At 66.6% G+C, this 12,829-nt stretch carries 13 protein-coding genes; 11 read left to right on the top strand and 2 right to left on the bottom strand.

Annotated features, from left to right (window positions below; translation table 11 throughout):
- Positions 1 to 92: 92 nt before the first annotated feature.
- Positions 93 to 2,042, top strand: a complete 1,950-nt coding sequence (locus AC2FLM_RS12285; RefSeq protein WP_496858240.1) for a 4Fe-4S binding protein — start codon at positions 93 to 95, stop codon at positions 2,040 to 2,042.
- A gap of 108 nt (positions 2,043 to 2,150) precedes the next feature.
- Here the strand turns inward: AC2FLM_RS12285 and AC2FLM_RS12280 are convergent, their stop codons facing one another.
- A complete protein-coding gene (locus AC2FLM_RS12280) occupies positions 2,151 to 2,879 on the bottom strand; it encodes a cytochrome c family protein (RefSeq protein ID WP_234220076.1) in 729 nt (242 codons plus the stop codon).
- A 68-nt stretch (positions 2,880 to 2,947) separates the two neighbouring features.
- On the opposite strand from AC2FLM_RS12280, the gene AC2FLM_RS12275 reads away from it, so the two are divergent.
- The 10 genes from AC2FLM_RS12275 (at position 2,948) to AC2FLM_RS12230 (ending at position 12,113) form a co-directional block, all read left to right on the top strand.
- Positions 2,948 to 3,145, top strand: a complete 198-nt coding sequence (locus tag AC2FLM_RS12275; RefSeq protein ID WP_234162463.1) for a DUF6494 family protein — start codon at positions 2,948 to 2,950, stop codon at positions 3,143 to 3,145.
- Positions 3,142 to 4,203, top strand: a complete 1,062-nt coding sequence (gene apbC, locus AC2FLM_RS12270; RefSeq protein WP_496858237.1) for an iron-sulfur cluster carrier protein ApbC — start codon at positions 3,142 to 3,144, stop codon at positions 4,201 to 4,203. The genes AC2FLM_RS12275 and apbC overlap by 4 nt, the downstream gene beginning before the upstream one ends.
- Positions 4,200 to 4,907, top strand: coding sequence for a biotin/lipoate--protein ligase family protein (locus AC2FLM_RS12265; protein WP_496858235.1), 708 nt, complete (start codon positions 4,200 to 4,202; stop codon positions 4,905 to 4,907). The genes apbC and AC2FLM_RS12265 overlap by 4 nt, the downstream gene beginning before the upstream one ends.
- Positions 4,904 to 5,383: a DUF6505 family protein gene (locus tag AC2FLM_RS12260; protein WP_234145118.1), complete on the top strand. Its 480-nt coding sequence runs from the start codon at positions 4,904 to 4,906 to the stop codon at positions 5,381 to 5,383. The genes AC2FLM_RS12265 and AC2FLM_RS12260 overlap by 4 nt, the downstream gene beginning before the upstream one ends.
- A 97-nt stretch (positions 5,384 to 5,480) precedes the next feature.
- Positions 5,481 to 6,239, top strand: a complete 759-nt coding sequence (locus AC2FLM_RS12255; protein WP_234183648.1) for a LuxR C-terminal-related transcriptional regulator — start codon at positions 5,481 to 5,483, stop codon at positions 6,237 to 6,239.
- A 59-nt stretch (positions 6,240 to 6,298) separates the two neighbouring features.
- Positions 6,299 to 7,678, top strand: coding sequence for an indoleacetamide hydrolase (gene iaaH, locus AC2FLM_RS12250; protein WP_496858233.1), 1,380 nt, complete (start codon positions 6,299 to 6,301; stop codon positions 7,676 to 7,678).
- A 29-nt stretch (positions 7,679 to 7,707) separates the two neighbouring features.
- Positions 7,708 to 8,856, top strand: a complete 1,149-nt coding sequence (locus AC2FLM_RS12245; RefSeq protein WP_496858231.1) for a substrate-binding domain-containing protein — start codon at positions 7,708 to 7,710, stop codon at positions 8,854 to 8,856.
- A gap of 8 nt (positions 8,857 to 8,864) precedes the next feature.
- Entirely contained in the window at positions 8,865 to 9,713 is an 849-nt protein-coding gene (locus AC2FLM_RS12240) for a branched-chain amino acid ABC transporter permease (protein WP_496858229.1), read from the top strand.
- On the top strand, positions 9,688 to 11,433 hold the full coding sequence (locus AC2FLM_RS12235; RefSeq protein ID WP_496858227.1) for a branched-chain amino acid ABC transporter ATP-binding protein/permease: 1,746 nt from the start codon (positions 9,688 to 9,690) through the stop codon (positions 11,431 to 11,433). Before AC2FLM_RS12240 ends, AC2FLM_RS12235 begins: the two co-directional genes overlap by 26 nt.
- Positions 11,430 to 12,113, top strand: coding sequence for an ABC transporter ATP-binding protein (locus AC2FLM_RS12230; protein WP_496858225.1), 684 nt, complete (start codon positions 11,430 to 11,432; stop codon positions 12,111 to 12,113). Before AC2FLM_RS12235 ends, AC2FLM_RS12230 begins: the two co-directional genes overlap by 4 nt.
- A 40-nt stretch (positions 12,114 to 12,153) precedes the next feature.
- Here AC2FLM_RS12230 and AC2FLM_RS12225 read toward each other — a convergent pair whose 3' ends face one another.
- Positions 12,154 to 12,654: a flavin reductase family protein gene (locus tag AC2FLM_RS12225; protein ID WP_234184732.1), complete on the bottom strand. Its 501-nt coding sequence runs from the start codon at positions 12,652 to 12,654 to the stop codon at positions 12,154 to 12,156.
- Positions 12,655 to 12,829 lie beyond the last annotated feature (175 nt).

Raw genomic sequence — 12,829 nt, 5'->3', positions numbered from 1 at the left:
CGCACAGGCGATGCCGGTTGGATGGCGCGATCGGGGGCTTTACCGGCGGGCCGGGCTGGGCCAAGCTCGGCCCCGGGCGAAAGGGGAGCGACATGACCGAGACGTTGATTTTGTGCGATTGCGGCGGCAGCCAGAGCCTGGACCGCGAACGGATCGCCAGCGGTTGCGGGGCTGCCTGTTCGCGCGTCTTTCGCGCGCTCTGCACCGACGAGATCGGCAAGGCGGCAGAGCTGATGCAGGCGGGCGATGTGGTGATCGCCTGTGGCCAGGAACAGGCGGTGTTCACCGATCTGGCCGCTGAACTTGGGGTCGAAACGCCCGGCTTTGTCGATCTGCGCGACCGCGCGGGCTGGTCGGATCAGGGCGCACAGGCCACGCCCAAGATGGCGGCGCTGGCCGCCGAGGCGCTGATGCCCGTTGCAGCCCCACCCGCGGTCGACGTGATCAGCGAGGGCACCTGCCTGATTGCCGGACCGGCGGATGTGGCCTGCGATCTGGCAGAGCGGCTGACCGGAACGCTGGCGGTCACGGTGCTGCTGAGTGACGAAGAACCGCCACTCAGCCGGGCCTATGACGTGGTGGCGGGACGGCTGACGCGGATCGAGGGGGCGCTGGGTGGTTTTCGCGTCCGGATCGACGGGTTCCGTCAGTTGATGCCGGGCGGGCGGGGCGGATTTGCCTTTGGCCCGGCGCGCGATGGCGCGCAGTCGGCCTGCGATATCGTGATCGACCTGACCGGAGGAATGCCCCTTGTCCCGGCCCCCGACAAGCGCGAAGGCTATCTGCGCGCCGACCCGCGCGATCCGCTGGCGGTGGCGCGGCTGGCGCTCGAGGCAGTGCAACTGACCGGCACATTCGAGAAACCGCTCTATGTGCGGCTCGATGACAGTCTCTGCGCCCATTCGCGCGCCGGACAGCGGGGGTGTTCCAATTGCCTCGATATCTGCCCGACCGGTGCGATCACCCCGGCGGGGGACCATGTGGCGATCGACCCGATGGTCTGTGCCGGCTGTGGCGCCTGCGCGGCGCTGTGCCCCTCGACCGCGATCACCTACGAGGCACCGACCGTGGCGGCGCTCTTGGCGCGGATGCAGCGGCTGGCACGGGCCTATCGCGGGGCAGGCGGGGTGGCGCCGCGCTTGCTGGTGCATGATGCCCATGGGGCCGAGATGATCCGCCTCGCGGCCCGGTTCGGGCGCGGCTTGCCCGCCGATGTGATCCCGCTGGAGCTGGGCACCGTCTCGGGCCTGGGCCATGCCGAGATGCTGGCGGCGCTGGCACATGGGTTTGCCAGCCTGTCCGTGCTGATGGGTCCACGCACCGAGCAGGACGCGCTGACCCGCGAGCGCACGCTGGCAGATGCGATTGCCGGGGCGGGCCGGCTGGAACTGCTCGATATTGCCGATCCCGATGCGCTCTCGGATCACCTTTACGCCGCGCCGGTGCCGGAACCGCTTGCGGACCCGGTCCTGCCGCTTGGCAACCGGCGCCAGATCACCCGGCTGGCGGCGCAGGCCCTCAATCCCGGCGGGCCGGTGCTGGATCTGCCGCAAGGCGCGCCCTATGGCGCGGTGGCCGTTGATACAGATGCCTGCACGCTCTGCCTCAGCTGCGTGTCGCTTTGCCCGTCGGGGGCGCTGATCGACAATCCCGACCTGCCACAGCTGAACTTTCAGGAGGACGCCTGCCTGCAATGCGGCATCTGTCGGACCATCTGTCCGGAACGGGCGATCACGCTGGTTCCCCGGCTCGACCTGTCGGATGCGGCGCTGGGGCAGCAGGTGCTGAACGAGGAAGAACCCTTTGCCTGTATCGAATGCGGGACGCTCTTCGGGGTCCGCTCCACCGTCGAGCGGATCATGGAGAAGCTGGCGGGTACGCATCCGATGTTTGCTGAAAGTGCCCAGGCCCGCATGATCCAGATGTGCGACAATTGTCGGGTGGGCGCTCATTTCGAGCAGGAAAACAATCCCTTCGCATCCAAGCCCAAACCAAGAACCGTCACGACCGAGGACTATTTCACCAAACGCAAGGATCACTGATAGGCGCCCTTGTCTTCATTTCGCCCCAAAATACTCCCGCCGGAGGCGCAGATTTTTCGTCGAAAAATCTGCTGGGCGCCCGGTCGCAACCGCAGCGCTTGTCGCCTGTCACTTCACGATCAGCGGCGCGCCCAGATCGGCGGCGCCGGTGGCCGCGACGAAGGCCAGGATCGCCTCCAGTTCCTCGATCGTCACCGTCACCGGGTGGATCGGCGGCGGACGTTCGGCGTCAAATGGCGCGGTGACGCCCGGAATCTGGGTAAAGGCCGGATGCGGGCGCAACACATAGAATTGCTGAAACCGCGCGTCCCAGTCGGGCAGGCTGCGCAGCACCGCGAAAGAGGGGGTCGACCCGATCCCCTTCATCCGGTTCTCGGTACCTGTCACGTGGCAGCGACCGCATTTACCCTGGGCCAGCTTGGCCCCAAGCGCCGCGTCGCCCTCGAAATCGACGGTCTCTTCCGTCGCCGCTTCGTCCCGCAGCGCGACGAATGCGGGTCCGTCGGCGGGGGTAAAACTCTCGATCGTGCGCTGACCGATCTCCGATTGCATCCAGTCGCGGAACCGCTCCTGTCGTGGCTCGGCGCCGATCTGGAGCAGATAGACCGTATCGCCCTGTCGGAACACCCGGGCGCCGTCACCCTCGACAACCAGCCGCATGGGTCCTGCCGGATCCGCGACAACGCGGATTCCGGTCTTGAGCGAGAAGCGCGGCAGAATATGTTGCAGAAGACCCGACCGTGTCACGGCCTCGGGGCTGGCCAGACCAATCTCCTCCTGCGCGATGCAGGGGGTGGCGAAGGCGAGCAGGCTGAGGCACAAGAGGGCATGTCGCATGTCCCGCAGCCTAACGGCGGCGCGGGCACTGCGTCAAATGACGCGTGGGATACAGGAGAGACCGGGCCATGAGCGGCGATTACAACATGTCGATGCGCAAGTTCCTCAAGCAGGTGGGCGTGACCGGCCAGCAGGCGATCGAAGAGGGGTTGCGCAAGGCGGGCAGCCCCGAGGGCGGCGCCTTTCGCGCCCGTGTGGTGCTGACGATCGAGGGGCTGGATGTCAGCCACGAGGTCACCGGCCTGATCAAGGATGGTGACGCATGAGCCTGCGCGAGGCCGTTCTGGCCAATCTCAAGAAGATCACCGACCCGGTGTCCGGGCAGGACATCGTCAGCGCCGGCATCGTGCGCGCGCTGAATGTCGAGGACGATACCGTGCGCTTTGTCATCGAGATCGACCCCAAGCTGGCCGAGCGGATGGAGCCGGTGCGCGCCGCCGCCGAGAAGGCCGCCCAGATGGTCGAGGGTGTGGCCAAGGTCTCGGCCATGATGACGGCGCATTCCGACAAGGCGCCGCCCGATCTGAAGCCGCGCCCCAAGGCGGCACCGCAGGGGCCGCAGCCGGTCGCCGGTGTCGATCGCATCGTGGCGGTCGCCTCGGGCAAGGGTGGCGTGGGCAAGTCCACCGTTTCGGCCAACCTCGCCTGTGCGCTGGCCGCCGAAGGGCGGCGCGTGGGCCTCTTGGACGCCGATGTCTATGGCCCCTCGCAGCCGCGCATGCTGGGCGTTTCGGGCCGACCGGCCAGCCCGGATGGCAAGACCATCCTGCCGCTCCGCAATCATGGCGTGACCATGATGTCGATGGGACTGATGACCAACGAGGGTCAGGCGGTGGTCTGGCGCGGTCCGATGCTGATGGGCGCGCTGCAACAGATGATGAACCAGGTGCAATGGGGCGGGCTGGATGTGCTGATCGTCGATCTGCCGCCGGGCACCGGCGACGTGCAACTGACGCTGAGCCAGAAATTCGCGGTTGACGGCGCCATCGTGGTCTCGACCCCGCAGGACGTGGCGCTGATCGATGCCCGCAAGGGGATCGACATGTTCCGCCAGCTCAAGACCCCGATTCTGGGCATGATCGAGAACATGTCGACCCATATCTGTTCCAATTGCGGGCATGAGGAACATGTGTTCGGCCATGGCGGCGTCGCGGCCGAGGCCGAGAAGCTGGGCGTGCCGCTTTTGGGTGAGGTCCCGCTGCACCTCGACATCCGGGTCGCCGCCGACGGCGGTGCGCCGATCGTTGTCAGCAAGCCCGACAGCCCGCAGGCCGAGGCGTTCCGCAGGATCGCCCGCGACCTGATCGCCAAGGGCCAGGCATGACTGCGCCCACCTTTCCGCCGCTGATGCAGGGCGTCGCCGCCCAGGGGGGCGACGACCCTTTCGAGCGGGCGCAGGCCATGGCGGCGCTTGGCTGTGACGGCGGGACGGTGGTGCACAGCGTGCAGGCCGACCGGCTGCGCGCGGCGTTGGTGCTGGCGCCCGAGGTGGCGCTGGCCGAGGCGATGGCGATGCTGCCGCTATGTGCGGTGGGATTTCAGAACGCGCTGGGGGCGCTGGCCCCGCCCGAGGTGGCGGTGCATCTGGGCTGGGCGGGCGACATCCATGTCAATGGCGGTCGCTGCGGACGGCTTTGCATGGCGGCCTCGACCCGCGACCCGCAGGCGCAGCCCGATTGGCTGGTGATCGGGCTCGATCTGGCGCTGCTGCCCACCTCGGACATGCCCGGCGCGCATCCCGACGAGACCGCGCTGTACGAGGAAGGCTGCGCCGATGTGGCGGCCACCACCCTGCTGGAAAGCTGGGCCCGCCATGTGATGACCTGGATCCACCGGTGGGAGGACGAGGGCAACGCGCCGCTGCATGCCGAATGGCTGGGCCTGGCGCGCGGCGTCGGCGAAGAGATCACGCGCGCGGACTGCACCGGAACCTTTCTGGGTGTCGACGAACGGTTCGGCATGCTGATCCGTATCGGCGCCGAAACCCGGCTGATCCCGCTGACCGATCTGTTGGAGGACCGCTCATGAACCTGGCCCGGGCCATTCATTTCGACGAAAGCGACCTGAGGGTCTTTCACAGCCCGGCGCGCACCGGCGAGTGGTGCGTCTCGGGCGGGTTCGAGTTTTCGAACTGGTCCGAGGCCGATCTGGAAGGCAAGGCGCGGCAGGCCTTTGCCAATGGCTGGTTGGGGCTGGAGACCTTCGGGCGGGTCACCTTCGTGGCGGTGACCCGGATCGAGGAGGGCGAGGTGGCGGCGCTGGCCGAGAACCTGGCCCGCCATTTCGTAAGCCATTACGGCGCGCCGTCGGTCGAGGCGGCGCTGGAGGTGGCGCGGGGCGAGATCGCGCAGATGGCCGATCTGTGTGACGGTCATGACCCCAACACCCTGTTGACCGTGGCGCGCGAGCTGACCGAGGCGGGCGTGCGCGAGGCCTATCGCACCATCCAGCCGCAAGAGGCGGAACTGGACCTGCTGGCGGTACACGCCACCCCGGACGAATAGTCCGCCGGTCCGGGACATCCGCCAGCTGTGCGAACCCACTTGCCCAGAGCAGGGGGTGTTGAAACAATGTAGCGGCTATCCCGAGGGGCCGGAAACCGTGAAACTCACCGATGAAGAAGCGGACCTGATCTTTTCGATCATGCGAGATCTGAGTGGCGAATTCGACCATTCCGAGGTGCGCCGCCGCGTGGGACAAAAGATGCTCGACCTGCTCAAGGCCGACTATTTTGCCTCTTATGTCTGGGACGACGACCGGCAGCAATTCGTCTCATGTGTCCAGATCAACATGACCGATGACAACCTGCGCCGTTACGAAGGCTATTTCCAGTTTCACGACCCGATCACGCCCACCTTGCAAAAGCGCAAGAAGGCGACGCCGGTCAGCGAGGTGATGCGGCATGACCGTCTGGTCAGGACCGAGTTCTTCAACGATTTTCTCAAACAGGACGGTCTGTGCTATGGGCTGAATTTCTTTGCCTATGACCGGGGCGACAATATCGGTGACCTCAGGATCTGGCGCGGCTCAAATCGCGAGGATTTCACCCCGCGCGATGCCCAGATTGTCGATGCGGTGGGGCCGAGCCTGGTCAATGCCCTGATCCGGGCGCGAACCGCCCAGGTGCAGATGCCGTCGCTGCGCTTTGCCCAGATCGCGGGCGATCTGGGGTTCACTGTGCGCGAGGCCGAGGTGGCCGATCTTCTGGTGACCGGTCTGACCGATGACGAGATTTGCGGCAAGCTGGGGTTTTCCAAGCCGACGCTGCGGTCGCATATCGCCGCGATCTTTCGCAAATCGGGGCTGAACCGGCGCACCCAGCTGGCCCAGTTTCTGGCCGAGAAAAATCATCATTTGTGATGATAGGCAGCTGACCGCGCCGCTTTCTATCCTGTCCTCCAGTCATCAGGGAGGCAGGAATGGCGCTGGATTTGGAACGTCTGGATGCGGTGGGGGCGGTTGCCGCGATCCGCGAAGGGGTGGTCTCGGCGGGCGACTATGCGGCGGCGCTGGCGGAACGGGCCGCACGGCACGCCGGGCTGAACGCGCTGCAAGGCTTTGACGCGGCCCAATGCATCCGCGAGGCCGAAGAGGCCGTTGCCGCCACGCCGGACGGGGCGCTGGCCGGGCTGCCGATCGTGGTCAAGGACAACATCAACACCACGACCTATCCGACCTCGGGCGGAACCGGCGCGCTGTTGGGGCACAGGCCCGCCACCGAGGCCGGCATCGTCCGGCGCATCCGCGCGGCGGGCGGGTTTGTCGGCGCCAAGTCCGGGATGCACGAACTGGCCTTCGGGATCACCTCGAACAATGCGGTCACCGGACCGGTGCGCAATCCGCATGACCCGGCCCTGATCCCCGGCGGCTCCTCGGGCGGTACCGCTGCCGCCATTGCCGCGGGCATCTTTCCGCTGGGCCTGGGCACCGATACAGGCGGGTCCTGTCGCATCCCGGCCGCGTTATGCGGCACGGTCGGGTTCAGGCCCAGCACCGGACGTTATCCGGGCGACGGGGTGGTGCCGATCTCGCACACGCTGGACACGGTGGGATCCTTTGCACGAAGCGTGGCCGATATCGCCCTGTTGGACCGGGTCGTGACCGGTCAGGCGGCGGAGCCGCGGCACAGCCTGAGCGGCGTTCGGCTGGGACTGCCGAAATCCCGGTTCTACGACAACCTCGATCCGGCCGTCGAAACCGCCACCCAGGCGGCGCTGGCTCGACTGGAGGCCGCGGGCGCCACGCTTGTCGATATTTCCTTGCAGGATATCTGGGCCCATGCCGAGGCGTTCAGCATTCCGGTCGGGCTGTTCGAGGTCGTGCGCGACCTGCCCGGATACCTTGCCGAACACGCGCCGGGCATCAGCTTTGACGCGCTGGTCGAGGGGATCGGATCACCCGACGTCAAGGGATTCATCGCCAGTCAGCTGGGTGGGGGCGCGATCCCGTTTCAGGCCTATGACGAGGCGATGATGGTGCATCGCCCGGCGATGCTGCGCATCTACAACCGGGTGTTCGCGGACAATGCGCTGGACGCCATCGTCTTTCCCACCACGCCCCTGACCGCCCGCCCGATCGGCGAGGACGAAACCGTCGAGCTGAACGGCGCGCGGGTGCCGACCTTCGCGACCTATATCCGAAACACCGATCTGGCGCCGAATATCGGCGCGCCCGGGATCTCGCTCCCTTGTCCGGTGTCTTCGGGGCTGCCCGTCGGCATCGAGCTCGATGCCCTGCCGGGTGGGGACCTGTCGCTGCTCGCGCTGGCACGGGCGGCGGAACACGTACTGGCGCAATAGACGCCGAACTTACCAAAGGGAGATCCACCATGTTGAAAACTATGACAAAGCTCTGTTCGGGCGCGGCCATGGCGCTGGCTCTTGGGGCTGGGGTCGCCGCCGCCGATATCAAGGTCGGCATGCTGGTGCCCGACAGCGGCCCGGCGGGCCTGTTCGGCCCGTCGACCCGCAATTCGGCCATGCTGGCGGCCGAGGCAATCAATGCCGGTGGCGGCATCAATGGCGAGCGGATCGAACTGCTCTTTGCCGATGTCGGTGTGCCCCCGGCAGAGGCGGCACAGGCGGCGCTGCGCCTGTGGAAGGGGCAGGGCGCGCAGGCCTTTGTCGGCATGCACGATTCGGCTGTGCGCGAGGCACTGATCGGGCGGTTCAACGGACAGGTCCCCTATGTCTATACGCCGGTCTACGAGGGCAATTCCTGCGCCGACGGGCTCTATGTCACCGGCGAGACGCCCAGCCAGCAGCTGGCACCGGTGATCCCCTATCTGGCCGAGCGCGAGGGGGTGTCGAAATGGTATCTGATCGGCCACGACTATAACTGGCCCCGCGATACCAACGCGCTTGCAAAGGGTTACATCGCCGAGGCGGGCGGCGAGGTCGTCGGCGAGGAATACGTGCCCTTCACCGTCAGCGAATTCGACTCGTCGCTGCAACGCATCCGCGAGAGCGGCGCCGACGCGGTGCTGATCACGCTGGTCGGCGGCGGCTCGGTCGGGTTCAATGTCAGCTTTGCGGGGTTCGGTCTGGACGATCAGGCGATCCGGCTGGGGACGCTGATCGAAGAAAACACGCTGGCCGGGATCGGCGCCGCAAATGCCGACCGGCTCTATTCCAGCGCGGGCTATTTCGCCGCGATCGAGACCGAGGCCGCCGCCACCTTTGCGGCGGAATATGCGGCGGCCTTTGGGGACGGGGCGCCGGCGCTCAACGGTCTGGGGCAATCGGCCTATGAGGGTCTGATGCTGCTGGCCGCGCTGGCAGACAAGGCCGGCAGTCTCGACGTGGCCGCGATGGATGCCGCCGCCGAGGGCACCACATGGACCACGCCACGGGGCACCAACACCCTGACCGGGCGGCACATGGCGCAGACGGTCTATCTGGCCGATGGCAGCGGCGGTGCCTTCGAGATCGTCGCTGCGTTCGAGAATGTCGCCTCGTCCGAAGCCTGCGCGGACTGACCGGGCCGATGTCTTCTGTCCTGCTGCTCAACCTCGCCTGGCAGATCAGCACGCTGGCGCTGGTTGCCCTGGGACTTGCCATCGTGTTCGGCAAGCTCGGGATCATGAACATGGCGCATGGCGAATTCGTGATGATCGGGGCCTATGCCCCGGTCATCACCGCCTCGTTGGGGCTGCCGGGCTGGCTGCAACTGCCGGTCTGCCTGCTGACGGTGGCAGCGGTTGCCCTTGTGCTGGAACGCACCATCATCCGCCATCTCTATGGTCGGATGTTCGACAGCCTGCTGGCCACATGGGGCATTGCCATCCTGCTGCGCGAAGCGGTGGAGCTGATCTTTGGCCGCGGATATCAATCGGTCAACCCGCCCATCGCCGGCACGCTCAGCCTGTTCGGCGCCGAGTATCCCGCTTACCGGATCGCGGTCATCACCGGTATCCTGGCGGGGTTCGCGGTGCTGTACTGGTGGAACGCGCGGTCGCGCGTGGCGACCCGGATCAAGGCGATGGTCGGCAATCCTGACCTGGCCCAGGCCATCGGCATCGACACCGCGCGCCTGTCGGCGGGCGCCTTCGTCTTTGGCTGCACCACCGCCGGGCTGGCCGGGCTGATCCTGGCCCCGACCATCCGGATCGAGCCGATGATGGGCCTCGACTACCTGATCCGCTCCTTCTTTGCCCTTGTCGTTGGCGGGCTTGGCAGCCTGGAGGGGCTGGCCATCGGCGCAGGCGTCATCGCCGGAACCCAATCCGTGCTTGGGGCGGTGGCCAGTCAGACCCATGGCTATCTGGCCGTCCTCGTCCTTTCCATTCTCTTTCTGTGGCTGAAACCCGATGGTCTCCGTTCTTCTTCCCGCTAGCCTGCTCTTGGCGGCCCTGCTGCTGATCCCGGAGCTGTTCGGCGATTTCGCGGCCTATCAGATCGGGCTATACCTGATCTATGGCATCGCCGCGCAGGGGATCGGCTTTCTCTGGGGCAAGACCGGGGTGCTGCCGCTGGGACAGGCGCTGTTCTTTGGTATCGCCGCCTATGCCACCGCCATCACCCTGCGCGCCGATCCGGGGCTGATCGCGGAGCTGTCTCTGGCGCTTGGCGTGTTGCTGGCCATCGCCCTGTGCGCCTTTGTCCTTGCCGCGCTGATCTTTCGCGGCCGGAACGAGAGCGGCCCCTATTTCTCGCTGATCACGCTGGCGCTGGTGATGATCGCCGAACAGATTGCGGGGACCGCGACCGGGCTGACGGGCGGGTTCAACGGGATGAGCGGGTACCAGAGCCTTGGCAATCTGGACCCGTTCGGCGGGTTCTATTACGTCATCGTTGCGGTCGCGGTTTCGGTCAGCCTGCTGTTGTTGCTGCTGAACCGGCTGCCCGTCAACCTGATCATGCGGGCGGTGGCCGATAACGAGCCGCGATTGCAGTTGCTGGGCTTTCCGACACATGCGCTCAAGGGGGCGGCCTTTGCCGTTTCCGCCGTGATCGCGGCGCTGGCCGGGGGGCTCTTCGCCTCGCATCAGGGTATCGTGACACCCACCGCGACCGGGTTTGGCCTGTCGGCCGAGCTGGTGATCCTGACCGCCGTCGGCGGGCGGTTCCATGTGTTCGGCCCCCTGATCGGGGCGGTCTGCGTGGGCTGGGCCTCGGCCGAGCTGCGCGACAGCTTACCTTATTGGGAATTGTTGATGGCCGTTGTCTTCATCCTCGTGGTGTTGCGGGCGCCGGGTGGCATAGCCGAATTGCTGGACAGCGCCCTGCGGCGCATCGGGCCCAGGCAGGCAGGTACCCCACCAGCGCCGCTTGCCGCGCCGCCCGCGCGGGTGGCCGATCTGGCGGGGCCGCTGCGCTTTGACGATGTGCACCTGCGGATCGGCGTCGTCCGTATCCTGAACGGCGTCACCTTCGAACTGCCGCGCAAGGGCATCGTCAGCGTGATCGGGCCGAATGGAGCGGGCAAGACCAGCACGCTCAACACGCTCACCGGCAATCTGCCGATCACCGGCGGGCGCATCCTGCTGGGGGCGCATGACATCGCCTCGCGCCCGCCGTACAAGGCGCTGCGCAGCGGCATCGGGCGCAAGTTGCAGGTGCCGTCGGTGTTCTTTTCCATGAGCGTCGCCGAAAACCTGTCGATCGCGATGATGGCCAATCGCGCGCGCCTGCGAGACCTGTTGCACCCCGCCACCTTTCGATGGCGTTCGGACGCCCTGTCCAGACTGCTTGCGACCCCCTCGGTGCCGCTTGGCACCGAAACCGGCAAGCCGGTCAGCCAACTGCCGCAGGGCCATCGCCAGTTCCTGGAATACGCGATGACCATCGCGGCCGAACCGCCTGTCCTGCTGCTTGATGAGCCCTGCGCGGGCCTGTCGCCGGATGAAACCGCGCTGATGACCGACCTGGTACGAGACTATCAGGCGCAGACCGGTGGTCTGGTCATCGTCATCGAACATGACATGAGCATTGTCGAGGCGATCTCGGACAAGGTGCTGGTCCTGCATCTGGGGCAGGTGCTGGCCTATGACAGCTACGCCACCGTGCGGCGCAGCCCGGCGGTGCAGGCCGTCTATGCCGGAGGCACGAAATGAGCGCGCTGTTAGAGATCGACCGGCTGACCGGTGGCTATCGCGATACCAATGTCGTGTTCGATCTGTCGGCTCGGATCGCGGCGGGCCAAATCCTGGGCGTGCTCGGCCGGAACGGGGTGGGCAAGACCACACTTGCGCGGCTTGTGCAGGGCAGCCTGATCCCCGCCGCGGGCGAGATCCGGTTTCAGGGCCGGACGGTCACGACGCTGCGCCCGCATCAGCGCCGCGGGCTTGGCATCGGCTACATGCCGCAGACCGGTATGGTGTTCGATGACCTGACGGTGCGGGAGAACCTGACGCTTGGCCCGACCCGCGAGGCGCCGGACCGGTTCCTTGACCGGTTCCCGAGGCTCGGTGAACGGCTGGAGCAACCCGCCGGTACGATGTCCGGCGGCGAGCGGAAGATCCTCGCCTTTGTCCGCGCCATGATAGAGGACACGGTGCTGATCGTTCTCGATGAACCTTCCGAAGGCGTGCAGCCCGAGAATATCGGTTTGATGGCCGACAGTCTGAAGGAGCGGTCGGCGGCGGGTGCCGCGATCCTGCTGTGTGAACAGAACCTGGGGTTTCTGACCGGCGTCGCGGACAGTTATCTGGGCCTCGACGCGGGCCGGGTTGTGCTCAACGGTCAGGCGGACGGGGTCTCGCCGGCCGAGTTGCGGGCAGTTATCAGCCTTTAGGTGCAGGATGAATGGGTCCTGAGCCTGGCAACAGGCGCGGTCAGAGCAGGTCTGTGAAACCGCCATACTGGCCGCGCTTGAACATCAGTCCCTTGCCGGGACGATGGGTGGCGCGCAGGACCTCGCCGACCAGGATCAGGTGGTCGCCCGCCGGGTGACGGGCCTGGATCTCGCAATCGAACCGGGCCAGTGCCCCGGCCAGTGTCGGCACCCCGTTCAGGCCCGGCGCCCAGTCGATGCCGCTGAAGTCGAGCCCGTCCAGCGCAAATCGCTGTGCGAGCGCGTGCTGACCTTCGGCCATCACATGGATCGCGTAGTGGCGGGTATTGGCAAAGGTTTCGAAACGGGCGGATGTGTTGGCCAGGCTCCACAGCACCAGCGCCGGTTCCAGCGAGACCGAGGCAAAGGAATTGGCGGTGATCCCGGCGGGCCCCCGCGCGGATTGCGCGGTGATCACGGTCACACCGGTCCCGTAACAGCCCAGCGCGTCGCGAAAGGCGCGGGCGCTGTCGGGGCCGGGGGTGAATGTGGTCTCGGTCATCTCAGCCTCGGGTCGGGAACGCGCCCCCACGTGCCATGGCGGGGCGGGATTGTCCATGCCGGGGATCGCATGACTTTCGGCGGTCGAGAGATCGGGTTTGCGGTTCATTCCCGCAGCAAAACACCAAAATATGCGTTTTTGATGTTTGAATTGCGCCACATGAAGGTCGGGTCGC

The organism is Ruegeria sp. SAZD011 (assembly GCF_059612545.1).
This window is presented reverse-complemented; position numbering and strand designations above follow the sequence as displayed.